Origin of the sequence: uncultured Friedmanniella sp. (genome assembly GCF_964244285.1) — a bacterium.
Taxonomy (GTDB): Bacteria; Actinomycetota; Actinomycetes; order Propionibacteriales; family Propionibacteriaceae; genus Microlunatus.
On record NZ_CAXTHT010000011.1, the window covers coordinates 1 to 13,232 of the forward strand.

At 71.9% G+C, this 13,232-nt stretch carries 12 protein-coding genes; 5 read left to right on the plus strand and 7 right to left on the minus strand.

Translation table 11 applies throughout. The annotated features are described in order from the left end of the window. The 4 genes from ACFE7W_RS18140 to ACFE7W_RS18155 form a co-directional block, all read left to right on the plus strand. The coding region (locus ACFE7W_RS18140) for a cation acetate symporter (RefSeq protein ID WP_375426233.1) at nt 1-1,358 on the plus strand (1,358 nt) is incomplete at its 5' end. 98 nt (nt 1,359-1,456) lie between these two features. After that, nucleotides 1,457-3,421, plus strand: a complete 1,965-nt coding sequence (gene acs, locus ACFE7W_RS18145) for an acetate--CoA ligase (RefSeq protein ID WP_375426234.1) — start codon at nt 1,457-1,459, stop codon at nt 3,419-3,421. A 22-nt stretch (nt 3,422-3,443) separates the two neighbouring features. Continuing rightward, complete coding sequence (gene nhaA, locus ACFE7W_RS18150) at nt 3,444-4,658, plus strand: Na+/H+ antiporter NhaA (protein ID WP_375426235.1); 1,215 nt, start codon at nt 3,444-3,446, stop codon at nt 4,656-4,658. Nucleotides 4,659-4,724: 66 nt separating this feature from the next. Beyond that, nucleotides 4,725-5,171, plus strand: coding sequence for a phage holin family protein (locus ACFE7W_RS18155; protein ID WP_375426236.1), 447 nt, complete (start codon nt 4,725-4,727; stop codon nt 5,169-5,171). A 194-nt stretch (nt 5,172-5,365) separates the two neighbouring features. Here the strand turns inward: ACFE7W_RS18155 and ACFE7W_RS18160 are convergent, their stop codons facing one another. From ACFE7W_RS18160 to nth, 7 genes are read right to left on the minus strand one after another with little or no spacing between them, the layout of a single operon-like run. Continuing rightward, nucleotides 5,366-5,599 carry a hypothetical protein gene (locus tag ACFE7W_RS18160; protein WP_375426237.1) on the minus strand — a complete coding sequence of 78 codons (234 nt, stop codon included), beginning with the start codon at nt 5,597-5,599 and terminating at the stop codon, nt 5,366-5,368. Between the two features lie 44 nt (nt 5,600-5,643). Continuing rightward, nucleotides 5,644-7,770 carry a GMC family oxidoreductase gene (locus ACFE7W_RS18165; RefSeq protein WP_375426238.1) on the minus strand — a complete coding sequence of 709 codons (2,127 nt, stop codon included), beginning with the start codon at nt 7,768-7,770 and terminating at the stop codon, nt 5,644-5,646. Nucleotides 7,771-7,774: 4 nt separating this feature from the next. Then, nucleotides 7,775-9,517, minus strand: a complete 1,743-nt coding sequence (locus ACFE7W_RS18170) for an alpha-glucosidase (RefSeq protein WP_375426239.1) — start codon at nt 9,515-9,517, stop codon at nt 7,775-7,777. Next, nucleotides 9,514-10,221, minus strand: a complete 708-nt coding sequence (locus tag ACFE7W_RS18175; protein WP_375426240.1) for a metal-dependent phosphohydrolase — start codon at nt 10,219-10,221, stop codon at nt 9,514-9,516. The genes ACFE7W_RS18170 and ACFE7W_RS18175 overlap by 4 nt, the downstream gene beginning before the upstream one ends. Continuing rightward, nucleotides 10,211-10,900: an NUDIX hydrolase gene (locus ACFE7W_RS18180; RefSeq protein WP_375426241.1), complete on the minus strand. Its 690-nt coding sequence runs from the start codon at nt 10,898-10,900 to the stop codon at nt 10,211-10,213. Before ACFE7W_RS18180 ends, ACFE7W_RS18175 begins: the two co-directional genes overlap by 11 nt. Beyond that, on the minus strand, nt 10,897-11,547 hold the full coding sequence (locus ACFE7W_RS18185; protein ID WP_375426242.1) for a TlpA family protein disulfide reductase: 651 nt from the start codon (nt 11,545-11,547) through the stop codon (nt 10,897-10,899). The genes ACFE7W_RS18180 and ACFE7W_RS18185 overlap by 4 nt, the downstream gene beginning before the upstream one ends. Then, on the minus strand, nt 11,544-12,302 hold the full coding sequence (nth, locus tag ACFE7W_RS18190) for an endonuclease III (protein WP_375426243.1): 759 nt from the start codon (nt 12,300-12,302) through the stop codon (nt 11,544-11,546). Before nth ends, ACFE7W_RS18185 begins: the two co-directional genes overlap by 4 nt. Before the next feature lie 153 nt (nt 12,303-12,455). Here nth and ACFE7W_RS18195 point away from each other — a divergent pair, with 153 nt between their 5' ends. Continuing rightward, nucleotides 12,456-13,133: a Crp/Fnr family transcriptional regulator gene (locus ACFE7W_RS18195; RefSeq protein WP_375426244.1), complete on the plus strand. Its 678-nt coding sequence runs from the start codon at nt 12,456-12,458 to the stop codon at nt 13,131-13,133. The last annotated feature ends 99 nt before the right edge of the window (nt 13,134-13,232 follow it).

The following is a 13,232-nucleotide window of genomic DNA, read 5'->3' on the forward strand; positions in this document are numbered from 1 at the left end:
TGGTCGCCTGGCTCGTCGCCCTGCTGCTGGTGGCGGAGCTGCTGCGCAACTCCGGCCGCTACACCATGGCCGACCAGCTGGCGTACCGGATGCGGCAGACGCCGGTGCGCTCGGCGGCTGCGTCCTCGACGATCGTCGTCTCGATCTTCTACCTGCTGGCGCAGATGGTCGGCGCAGGCAGCCTCGTCGGTCTGCTGCTCGGCGTCAGCGACCCCGGGGTGAAGAACCTCGTGATCATCGGCGTCGGCATCCTGATGGTCATCTACGTGACCCTCGGCGGCATGAAGGGCACCACCTGGGTGCAGATCGTCAAGGCCGTGCTGCTGATCATCGGGACCCTGCTGATCACCGTGCTCGTGCTGGCCAAGTTCCACTTCAACCTCTCCGAGCTGCTGGGGGCGGCCGCCGAGAAGTCGGGCAAGGGCGCTGCCTTCCTCCAGCCCGGCCAGCTCTACGGTCGTGACCTCGTCGGCAAGTTCGACTTCCTGTCCCTGGGGCTGGCCCTGGTGCTGGGCACCGCCGGCTTGCCGCACATCCTGATCCGCTTCTACACCACGCCGACGGCCCACGCCGCCCGGAAGTCGGTGCTGTGGGCCATCGGCCTGATCGGCGGCTTCTACCTGATGACCCTGGTGCTCGGCTTCGGTGCCGCTGCGCTGGTCGACACCGGCAAGGGCAGCCAGATCGCCACCAGCTCGGGCAACGCGGCCTCCCCGCTGCTGGCCCAGGCGGTCGGCGGCGGCGAGGGGACGTTGGGCGGGGCGGTGCTGCTGGCCCTCATCTCCGCGGTCGCCTTCGCCACCATCCTGGCCGTGGTGGCCGGCCTGACGCTGACCTCGGCGTCCTCGGTGGCCCACGACCTCTACGCGAGCGTGCTCAAGAAGGGTCGCGCGAGCGAGCGGAGCGAGATGGTCGTCGTTCGGATCGCCGCCCTGGTCATCGGCGCGGTCGCGATCGCGCTGGCCATCCCGGCCCAGCGGCTCAACATCGCCTTCCTCGTCGCGCTGGCCTTCGCCGTCGCCGCGTCGGCCAACCTGCCGGCGCTGCTCTTCAACCTGTTCTGGCGACGCTTCAACACCCTGGGCGCGACCTGCAGCATCTACGGGGGTCTGGCCGCCGCGGTGATCTTGGTGATCTTCTCCCCGGTCGGCTCCGGTACGCCGACCTCGCTGGCACCGGCGATGGATTTCGCCTGGTTCCCACTGCGGAACCCCGGACTGGTCTCCATCCCCTTCGGCTTCCTCTGCGGCGTCGTCGGCACCTTGCTCAGCCGCGACCCCGAGTCCGAGCGCCGCTACGACGAGCTGTCGGTGCGTTCGTTGACCGGAGCGGGTGCGGAGAAGGCGGGCAGCCACTGAACCGCGCACCGACCGCCGACAGCACGTCGGTAGCCTGAGCAACGACGGGTGCTGCCCCTACCGCCCGGAGCGTCTGAACACCCTCAAGGAGGACCAGCGTGAGCGAAGAGGCCCTGTCCAACCTGGCGCACGAGGAGCGACGCTTTCCGCCGCCACCGGAGCTGGTGGCCTCCGCCAACGTCACCGCCGAGACCTACGCCGATGCCGCGGCCGATCCCGAGGCGTTCTGGCTGCGCCAGGCGAGCCGGCTCAGCTGGGCGACCGAGCCCACCCGGGGCCTCGACTGGAGCAACCCGCCGTTCGCGACCTGGTTCGCCGACGGCACCCTGAACGCCGCGTACAACTGCCTGGACCGCCACGTCGAGGCCGGACGCGGCGACCGGGTGGCCTACTACTTCGAGGGCGAGCCGGGCGACACCCGCACCATCACCTACGCCGAGCTGGCCGCGGAGGTGCGCCAGGCCGCGAACGGGCTGGTCGAGCTGGGCGTCCACGCCGGCGACCGGGTGGCGATCTACCTGCCGATGATCCCCGAGGCCGTCGTCGCGATGCTGGCGTGCGCGCGGATCGGCGCCCCGCACACCGTCGTCTTCGGGGGCTTCTCGGCCGACGCGCTGGCTTCGCGGATCCAGGACTGCGGGGTCGAGGTGGTGATCACCGCTGACGGTGGCTACCGCAAAGGTGCCGCGTCGGCGCTCAAGCCCGCGGTGGACGCCGCGCTCGAGTCCTGCCCGACCGTTCGCAACGTCCTGGTCGTGCAGCGCACCCAGCAGGAGACGGCGATGCAGGAGGGCCGCGACCTGTGGTGGCACGAGCACGTCGGCGGCCAGTCCACCGAGCACGAGCTCGAGCACTTCCCGGCCGAGCACCCGCTCTACATCATGTACACCTCCGGCAGCACCGGTAAGCCCAAGGGCATCCTGCACACGACCGGCGGCTACCTGGTGGGCACCTCGTGGACCCACTGGGCCACGTTCGACCTGAAGCCCGAGACCGACATCTTCTGGACCGCGGCCGACATCGGGTGGGTCACCGGGCACTCGTACCTGGTCTACGGTCCGCTGGTCAACGGCACCACCAGCGTGATGTACGAGGGCACGCCCGACACTCCGCACCAGGGCCGGTGGTGGGAGATCATCCAGAAGTACGGGGTGTCGATCCTCTACTGCGCGCCGACCGCGATCCGGACCTTCATGAAGTGGGGCAGTGACATCCCGTCCGGCTTCAACCTGTCGTCGCTGCGGCTGCTGGGCTCGGTCGGGGAACCGATCAACCCCGAGGCCTACGTCTGGTACCGCAGGGAGATCGGTGGCGACCGGACCCCTGTCGTCGACACCTGGTGGCAGACCGAGACCGGGATGCACATGATCTCGCCGATGCCCGGGGTCACCGCGGGCAAGCCAGGTGCGGCCATGACGGCGGTGCCCGGCATCTCGGTGGAGGTCGTCAACGACGAGGCGCAGCCGGTGGCCAACGGCTCCGGCGGCTACCTCACCATCACCAGGCCGTGGCCCGCCATGCTGCGCACCCTGTGGGGCGACGACCAGCGCTACGTCGACACGTACTGGTCCCGGTTCCCCGGCATGTACTTCGCCGGCGACGGCGCCAAGAAGGACGAGGACGGCGATATCTGGTTCCTCGGCCGGGTCGACGACGTGATGAACGTGTCCGGGCACCGGATGTCGACCACGGAGATCGAGTCGGCCCTGGTCTCGCACCCCAAGGTGGCCGAGGCGGCCGTCGTGGGGGCCACCGACCCGACCACCGGCCAGGCCATCGTCGCCTTCGTAATCCTGCGCTCCGAAGCCGGCGACGGCGGGCCGGACGTGGTTCAGGAGCTGCGGCAGCACGTCGCCAAGCAGATCGGCGCCATCGCACGTCCCCGCCAGATCATGGTGGTGCAGGAGCTGCCGAAGACCCGGTCGGGCAAGATCATGCGCCGGCTGCTGCGCGACATCGCCGAGAACCGCGAGCTGGGCGACGTGACGACACTGACCGACTCGTCGGTGATGGACCTGATCAAGGACAACCTCAGCAGCAGCCCGGACAGCTCGGAGGGCTGACCATCCCCGGAGGTACCCGGCGTTGACCTCAGGCGGACGGCCGGAGCGACGCCCGCTCGTCCTGTTCGGCCGAGGGACGGACACGGACGCGGTCACCCTGACCGACCTGCTGCGCCGGGAGACCGTCGGCGGGGTGCTGATGCTGCTCGCCGCGGCCGCCGCGGTGGTCTGGGCCAACCTCGACCACGCCGGCTACGAGCACGTCCGTGAGCTGCACCTCGGCCCACTCACGCTCGAAGCCTGGGCTTCCGACGGCTTGTTGACCATCTTCTTCTTCGTCGCGGGGCTGGAGCTCAAACGAGAACTGACGGTCGGCTCGCTGTCCCGGCCCGCCGAGGCCGTGGTGCCGATGATCGCCGCCGTCTGCGGGATGGCGGTGCCAGCGCTCATCTACCTGGTCGTCAACCTCTCCGGCAGCTCCGGGCACCCCGGCGGCTGGGCGATCCCGATGGCGACCGACATCGCGTTCGCCTTGGCGGTCCTGGCGGTGGCCGCGCCTTCGCTGCCCACCAGCCTGCGCGCCTTCCTGCTGACCCTGGCCATCGTGGACGACCTCGGCGCGATCGTGGTCATCGCGGTGGTGTTCACCGAGGAGATCCGGCTCGGCTGGCTGGCCGTCGCTGTGGCCGTGGCCGCGCTCTGGTGGCTGCTCCAGCGTCGCCGGGTCCGCGGCTGGTACCTCTATCTTCCGCTCGGGGTTCTCTGCTGGTTCGCGATGCTGAGCAGTGGCGTGCACCCCACCATCGCCGGGGTACTGCTGGGCCTGCTCTCCCGCTCCTCGGCGACCGACCCCGAAGCGCCGGTCCGGGCCTGGGAGCACCGCTGGCAGCCCGTGTCCGCCGGCTTCGCCGTGCCGGTGTTCGCGGTCCTGGCAGCCGGGGTGACCGTGTCCCCGTCCGTGCTGGCGCAGCTGGTGACGGCGCCGGTCGGGCTCGGGGTGGTCGTGGGACTGCTGGTGGGGAAACCGGTCGGGGTGCTGGGCGGCGCCTACCTCAGCGCCCGGTTCACCCGCGCCGAACTGGCTCCCGACCTGCGCTGGAGCGAGGTGTTCTCGGTCTCGGTGCTCGCCGGCGTGGGGTTCACCGTGGCGCTGCTCATCTCCGATCTCGCCTTTCCCGGCGATCCCGCGCTCCGCGAGCGAGCCAAGGCCGCCGTCCTGCTGGCGTCCCTGCTGGCCGGGCTGCTGGCGGCGGTCTCCCTGCGTCGCCGGGCCAGCACGAGGGCCACCGACGCCTGAGCCGGACCAGGGCGGCCAAGACCGCGGGAGGCACCCGCTAGGCTTCCCGCGAGGGAAGGAGCCACCGTGGCCGATCAAGGTGTGGGCGACATCGTGAAGAGCATCACCGACGACGTCAAGCTGCTGGTCCGGGACGAGATCCAGCTGGCCAAGGCCGAGCTGGTGCCCGCCGCCAAGAACGCCGGCATCGGCGCCGGGATGTTCGGTGCGGCCGGCTACTTCGGGATCTGCGCCCTGTCGGTGCTCTACTTCGCGGCGGCCTTCGGGCTCGTGGCCCTCGGGCTGAGCTACTGGCTCTCGTTCTTGATCGTGGGCGTCGTCCTGCTGGTCGTCGCCGCCGTCCTCGGCCTGATCGGGCTGACCCTGGTCAAGAAGGTCAAGGGCCCTCAGCGGACGATCGCCAGCGTCAACACCACCGTCGCCGAGCTCAAGGGCGCCGTGCAGCGCGGCAACGACGCGGCGAAGTCCCCCGAGATCGAAGGCGAGGTCGTCGCCAGCCGCGCGATCCGCTGACCGGACGAACCCGGGCCTGCTCACCGGCTCGAGCCTCACCCAGGTCCCCCACTTCACAGCCCTACGAGCCGTTTCGCCCTGCGCTAACGGGGGTGAAGTGGCTCGTGGGGCTGTGAAGTGACCGTCAGGGTTCGACGGAAGGTGCGCGTCGCCGCGGGCGGGAGCGGGGGCGGCGGGTCGGGCGGGAGGAGGCGTCAGTTGGGGCCGGGGGTGGCAGGCTCGTCGGCGGCCAGGCCCTCGCTGGTGCTGGGTGCGTCCAGGTCGTCGTCGGACTGCGTGTCCGGCAGCGCGTCGTGGGCCGCGGTGCGGGCCTCGTCGATCAGCTCCTCGGCATGGTCGAGCTGTTCGGTGTCCTCGGGCTCAGCCTTCTCGGGCTCGGTCTCGGGCTCGGAGATGTCGGGCTCAGGGGCCTCGGGCTGGTTCGTCATCGTGTCCCCTTCGGTGCTCGGCGGGCCGGGTCGGCCTCAGCCTCTCACGGGGTCGTCGGGCCCAACCAGGCCGCCATCACCCGGTAGGCGTTCGCGAAGATCGTGAGCACCGGGTTGACCCCGCCGTTGGTGACGTGCAGCGAGCCGTCGACGACCCGCAGGTTGTCGTGGCCCCAGACCCGCCCGTAGGGGTCGGTCACCGAGCGCGCCGGGTCCGTCCCCATCCGGCAGCTGCCCGCCTGGTGCTGACCGCTGCTGGGACCGAGCTCGTCGGGGCGTCGGCCGGCGACGACGACCGTCGAGGCGCCGGCCGCGCGCAGCCACTCCGCGGCCCGTTCGCCGAGGAAGGCGGCCGTCCGGTGGTCCTCGGGGTGCAGCCGGCCACTCAGCCGGGCCACCGGGATCCCGAGGCTGTCGCGGACCTGCGGGTCGAGCCGGACCCGGGCGTCAGCCGACGTCATCTCCTGCACGGGACCGACCACCCGCTGCATCCGCGGCATCAGGTCACGCATCCCCGACTTCGCCGCCAAGCCGTGCCGCGGCAGCAGGCCGGCCCCGCTGAGGTAGAGGAAGGTGCTGGTCGGGGTGGGCACGAACTCGTTGGCGATCATCCCCCCACCGGTCAGCTCACCGCCCGCGTCGCGGTTGTGGTGCCGGAAGTCGTTGGTTGCGATGCTCGGCCCGGGTCCGACGTAGTCGTTGACGGGCTCGTCGAAGATCCCCAGCGCGCCGGCGTACAGGTGGCCCTGCAAGTGCCGGCCGACCTGGTCGGCGTTGTTGCCGGCCCCGTTCGGCTCCTGCTCGCTGGTGCTGGTCAGCAGCAGCCGGGCCGACTCGACGGCACCGGCGGAGACCACGACGTCCTCCGCCGCCACCTCGGTCCGCACCCGGGAACCGTCCGCCTCAGCCATCAGCACGACGCCGGTGACCCGACCGCGAGCGTCGAAGGCCAGCCGTTCGACGCGGGTCCCGAGCAGCAGGTGCAGCCGGCCGGTAGCCGCCGCCCGGGCCAGCGTGGTGTTGTGCGAGCCGTTCTTGGCCTCCACCGGACAGGCGAAGCCGACACACTGCCGACAGCGGGCGCAGGCGGGCCGTCCGCCGTAGGGGACCGAGTTGACGGCCAGCGGTACCGGCAGGGTCGACAGTCCCAGCCGTCCTGCCGCGTCGGCCAGCAGCCGGGCGGGCTGAGTGCTCGGCATCGGCGGCATCGGGAACGGCTGCGAACGCGGCGCCAGGGCCGAATCGCCCTCCGTGGTACCGCAGACGCCGATCTCGACCTCGGCCCGGCTGTAGAACGGCTCGAGGTCGGCGTGGCTGATCGGCCAGTCCGCGAGCGCGCTGCCCTCGGGGACGCCGTAGGTGCTCGCCATCGCGAAGTCCTCGGGGACGAAACGCCAGGCCTGGGCGCCGTAGACCCGGGTGCCGCCGCCGAGGGTGTAGGCGTTGCTGCCCCACCGCGGATCCCAGGCGGACAACGTCTCGACGCGGTCCCCGACCTCGAAGGTGCGCGGGTTCCCGCGGGAGGGAACCAGCGTCCGGTGGTCCAGCCCGATGTCGGTGCGGGCGTTGCGCAGGTGGTCCTCGGCCAGGCGGGCGGTGTCGGGGTAGTCACCGCGCTCGACGACCAGCACCGTGCGGCCGGCCGCGGTCAGCTCCGCGGCCGCCACCCCGCCGCCGGCACCCGAGCCGATCACCACCGCGTCGTAGCGCGGTCGCAGCTGGCCCCGGCCGACCACGGCGCTGCGGTCGAGCGGCGGGACGTCGACGTCCGGCCAGCCACCGCGGGGTTCTGACGCCCAACCCAGCGCCGCCCAGACGGCCGGGTCGTCGTTACCGCCGGAGGCCGGGTCGGCGTAGTAGGCGGCGTTCACGCTGGTCAGGAACCAGTCGACCTCCGGCTCAGCCGCCAGCTCGTCCAGCACCTGCTGCTGCTCGTCCAACCCCAGCGCGGCGAAGGTGCGCCCACCGAGGCCACCGGCCGCCTCGTCCAGCCGGTCCAGCACGGCGGCGATCCGCGACGTCCAGCCGGCGGCGTCCACCGCCTCGGAGGCCAGGAAGCGCGCCACCCCGACCTCCGACGCCGACGGCACGTCGTCGGCCGGGACCACGGCGTCCACGGCCGCCCGGAGCCGCGGGTCGCCCGCCAGAGCGGGCTCCACCGGGAGGGTCACCGCCTCAGCCGATCAGGTGGATCCGGGACTCCCACGGCGCCAGCTGCGCCGACACGGGGGTGGCGTGGGTGCTCAGCAGCTCCGTCGCGCCCGCGATGTCGGGGACCGAGCCTGGCGGCACGGTCGCGGGCCGGGACGAGCAGTTGGCCACCACGACCAGCACCTGGTCGCCCAGCGTCCGGGTGAACGCCCAGATCTGCTCGTGCTCGGGCAGCAGCAGCGCGAACCGGCCCTCGACGATCACCGGCAGCTCGTGGCGCAGCGCGATCAGCCGGCGGAAGTGGTGGAAGGTCGAGTCGGGGTCCGCCACGGCCGCGGCGGCGTTTACGTAGACGTAGTTGGGGTTGACCGGCAGCCACGGGATGCCCTGGGTGAAGCCGGCGTGCGAGCTGTCGTCCCACTGCACCGGGGTCCGCGCGTTGTCGCGGCTGCGTAGGGCCAGCGCGCTGAGCACGCTCTCGGCCTGCAGCCCGACGCTCATCGCCTCGGTGTAGTAGTTGACCGACTCGATGTCGAGGAACGAGCTGATGTCGAGGAACTGGGTGTTGGTCATTCCCAGCTCCTCACCCTGGTAGACGTACGGCGTCCCCTGGTGCATGTGCTGGACAACGGCCAGCGTCTTGGCCGAGTTGACCCGGTGCTCCGGGGAGTCGTCCCCGAAGCGCGACACCGCCCGCGGCTGGTCGTGGTTGTCCCAGTAGAGGGAGTTCCAGCCGACACCGGCCAGACCTTCCTGCCACTCGGCCAGGTTCTGCTTCAGCCGCGGCAGCTCCAGCGGAGCCAGGTCCCACTTGCCGCCACCCTCCTGCACGTCGAGGTTCACGTGCTCGAAGGTGAAGACCATGTTCAGCTCGCCGTTGGCCGGGTCGGTGATCGACCGGGCCAGCTCGATGGTCGAGCCCGGCATCTCGCCCACCGTCAGCAGGTGGCGCTCGTCCAGCCCCACCTCGCGGTTCATCTCGGCGAGGAACTCCTCCAGCCGGTGCCCGTTCGCGGTGATCCAGAGGGTGTCCGCGTAGCGCTGTCCCGGCGCGACCTCACCGTCGGCGAGCTCGGCCGGCTTGGAGATCAGGTTGATGACGTCCATCCGGAAGCCGTCGACGCCCCGGTCGACCCACCAGCGCATCATCGCGTAGACGGCTTGGCGGACCTCGGGGTTCTCCCAGTTCAGGTCCGGCTGCTTGGGGCTGAACAGGTGCAGGTAGTACTCCCCGCTCGCCTCGTCGTGGGTCCAGGTCGGGCCGGAGAAGGCCGAAGCCCAGTTCGTCGGCTCCGCACCCGGCGTCCCCGGCTCGACGCCGGGCCGGGGCTTGCGCCACCAGTACCAGTCGCGCTTGGCCGAGGCGGGGTCCCGGGACTCGACGAACCAGGGGTGCTCGTCGGAGGTGTGGTTGACGACCAGGTCCATCACGAGCTTGATGCCGCGCTCGTGCAGGGCGGCGATCAGCTCGTCGAGGTCGGCGAGGGTGCCGAAGGTCGGGTCCACGTCCTGGTAGTCGCTGATGTCGTATCCGTTGTCGTCCTGCGGCGAGGCGTAGACCGGGGACAGCCAGACCACGTCCACACCCAGCTCGGCCAGGTAGTCCACCCGCCCGGTGATCCCCGGGATGTCGCCCATCCCGTCACCGTTGCTGTCGGCGAACGACCGCGGGTAGACCTGGTAGACCACCGCCTTCTTCCACCAGTCGGCGGGGCGCTCGATCACGTTCTGGGCGGTCGGCTGGGTCGTCGGGGAGGAGCTCGTCACGACCGCGAGTCTCCCACAACCGCGTCGTCGGGCTGCTCGAGACCGAGGCGGTCGCGCAGGCTCCAGAGCTCGCGCCCGAGGTTGGCCCGGGCGGCCGGCTTGAGGCCCTGGGCCCTGCCGCTACGGAAGATCTCGGAGTCGGCCAGCGGCTCCAGCACGGCCAGCCGGCCGGCCAGGAACTGCTCCTCGGGGACGGCCGCGTACTCCTCCCGGACCGCCGCCACGTACGCGTCGTAGCGCTCCGGCGGCGCGGCCAGGATGGCCAGGTCGGCGTCGCAGAGCAGCTCGCCCTCCGGGTCGCGGGCGCCCACGGCGTGGGTGGTGGTCAGCCGCACCAGCCGGGACACCTGGGTGAGGTCCTCCTGCTCGAAACCGGCCCGGCCCAGCTCGCGGACCGAGAGCCGGGCGGAGGCTTCCTCATTGGTCAGCTCGCGCTCGGGCAGGTCGTAGACCGCGTCGTGGAACCAGGCGGCCAGCCGGACGAGGTAGAGGTCCTCATCGCCGGCGAGGGCGTCGACGCTCAGCAGCACCTGCAGCAGGTGGGCCCGGTCGTGGTAGCGGCGGTGGGGTTCGGCGTAACGACGGACCAGGCTGCGCCCCAGCTCGGGCAGCGCCGGCAGCAGGGCGTCCCAGCGGCGGGCCAGCTCGGCGTCGAGCTCGTCCGGACTCAGGGCGGTGGTGCCGTACGGGTCGTCAGTGGGCATCGGGTCCTCCGGCATCGGGTCCTCCGGCATCGCGGCGATCGGTGAGGTAGCGGACAGGGATGGGGACTTCGCGAGCAGTGTCCCAGGAGCGTTGCCACCCGCCGAGGTCGAGCACCCCGTCCAGCAGGTGCGCGGTCAGGCCCCAGATCAGGTGGCCCTGGACCTCGAAGCCCGGCCCGGTGTAGCCGGAGGGGTGGCGGACGCTGGCGCGGTTCGCCGGGTCGGTCAGATCGGCGACCGGGACGACCGGTACCGAGGCCACCTCGCGGGCGTCGACCGCACTGACCAGCGCCCGCTCGCGCCACCAGCCGAGGACGGCCGTGACGTCGAAGCCGCTGACCGCGACGTGTGCGGCAGGCAGCAGGCCCAGCACCTCGACGCCGGCGCGCTGCACCCCGACCTCCTCCTCGGCCTCGCGCAGGGCGGTGTCGACCAGGTCGGCGTCGCCGGGGTCGGCCGCCCCGCCGGGGAAGGCGATCTGGCCGGCGTGCGTGCGCAGCGTGGCCGCCCGTTCCACGAAGAGGACCTCGGGCCCCCGGTCGCCCTCGCCGAGCAGGACCAGGACCGCAGCCGCTCGACCGCCGACGCCGGGACGCACCGCGACCACCTGCTGCAGCCGTTCCGGTGCGGCGAGAGCCGCGGTCAGCGGCCGGAGCCAGCCCGGCCGGGCAGGAGTCACGGCCGGACCCCGAGGTAGCGCTCGCTGAGGTCGCGGATCTGGTCGGCGGAGCTGAACGGCACCAGGTTGCGGTACGCGATGCTGCCGTCCGCGCGGACGAAGAAGGTCATCGGCAGCGCCATCACCTGCAGGTCGCGCCGCAGCACGAGGTCGCGGTCCTGCAGCTGGGCGTAGGTCCAGCCGGCCTGTCCGGCGAAGGCGATGGCGCCGGCCGGGTCCTGGTCCGCGTGGTCCACGCCCAGCACCCGCACCCCGGTGGCCCCGCGGGCCACCTCGGCCAGGAACGGCGCCTCCGTCCGGCACGAGGGGCACCACGAAGCCCAGACGTTGATGATCATGGGCTCGCCGCGCAACCCGGACAGGCGGACCGGGCGGCCGCCGCCGAGGCACGGCAGCACCGCGTCGGGCAGTCCGTCGGTGACCGTGGGCGCCTTCTCCTGCGAGGTGGGGCAGTCGGCGATCCCGGCCGCCTTCTTGGCCGCACCCAGGCGGGAGGAGTCGGGAGCGCGCCCGGTGCTGGTCGGCGTCATCCCCGCGGCGGGCATGGTCCCCGGGGAGCGGGTGACCGCCGGGCTCTCGGTGCAGCCGGCCAGCACGACCAGGACGGCGAGCGCCGCCGCGACCACGCTGCGGCGGCGGGCGGTCATCCGCGCGGCTCCCGGATGAGCTTCGCCGCCTTCTTCGGGTCGGTCTCACCCTCGCCGTAGGCGGGGCACCAACGGGCGACGGGACAGGCGCCGCAGGCCGGGTTGCGGGCGTGGCAGCAGCGGCGTCCGTGCCAGATGACGTGGTGGCACAGCTGCGTCCAGTCCCGCGGCGGGAAGAGCGCGCCGAGCTCGGGCTCGACCTTCTCGGGGTCGACCTGGGTCGTCCAGCCGAAGCGACGCGAGAGCCGCCCGACGTGGGTGTCCACGGTGATGCCGGGGACGCCGAACGCGTTGCCCAGCACCACGTTCGCCGTCTTGCGGCCCACGCCCGGCAGGGTGACGAGCTCGGCCAGGGTCCGGGGGACCTCGCCGCCGAACCGCGTCGTCAGCGCCGCCCCGAGCTTGAGCAGGCTGTCGGTCTTGGCGCGGAAGAAGCCGGTGGGCGTGATCAGCAGCTCCAGCTCGGCCCGGTCGGCCGCGGCGTAGGCGGCGGCGTCCGGGTAGCGCGCGAACAGCACGGGCGTGATCGAGTTGACCCGCTTGTCGGTGCTCTGCGCCGACAGGATCGTCGCCACCAGCAGCTCCAGCGGGTTAGTGAAGTCGAGCTCGATCACCGCGTCGGGGTAGGTCACCGCCAGGGTCCGGTTGATGTTCCGCGCCCGCCGCACCAGGGCGGTCCGGGACCGGTCGTACGGGGTGGGGACGCCCGGCTGCTCCACCGAGCCCGAGGCGGCCCCGGCCCGGCTCGTCGTCATGGGGACACCCTACGTGCTGGGGGACCCGGCTCCCGAGGGTCGTCGGGGCGGTACGTCACGGGCTCCGAGACTGTGTGGCCCCTGCCACATCCGAGCCCCGCAACGGTAGCCTTGTGCCCGCCGGTTAGGTGATTCGTGACCAGGAGGTCGTTCGTGGATCCGGAAGTCTTGAAGAAAGCGCCGCTCTTCGCGGGCCTCGACGACGAGGCAGCGAGCGCGCTTTCCGACGCCATGGGGACCATCCGGCTGAGCAAGGGCGATGTGCTGTTCCACGAGGGTGACGGCGAGGACCGGCTCTACGTGGTCATCACCGGCAAGATCAAGCTGGGCCGCAGCGGCTCGGCCGGTCGGGAGAACCTGCTGGCCATCCTCGGGCCGGGGCAGATGTTCGGCGAGCTGTCCCTCTTCGATCCCGGCCCCCGCTCGAGCACGGCCACGGCCGTCACCGCCTGCGAGATCCGCACCCTCGAGCACGACGAGCTGATGGGCTGGCTGACCGGCCGCCCCGAGGTGGCCCAGGGCCTGTTGGCCCAGCTGGCCGCGAGGCTCCGTCGGGCCAACGATGTGGTGGCCGACCTCGTCTTCTCCGACGTGCCGGGTCGGGTGGCCAAGCAGCTGCTGGAGCTCGCCAACCGCTTCGGCGACAAGCGGGACGACGGCGTCCACGTGCACCACGACCTGACCCAGGAGGAGCTGGCCCAGCTCGTCGGTGCCTCCCGCGAGACGGTGAACAAGGCCCTCGCCGACTTCGCCGCCCGTGGCTGGATCCGGCTCGAGCCCCGCTCGGTGACCATCCTGGACGTCGAGCGGGTCGAGCGCCGCGCCCGCTAGCTGTACTGACCACAGAGGTTGGTGACGGCGTGGCTGGGTGACAAGGCGATGACCTCCGAGTGAAGTGCGAGCTGTCTAGGTCCAGCACTTCTCCCCGGA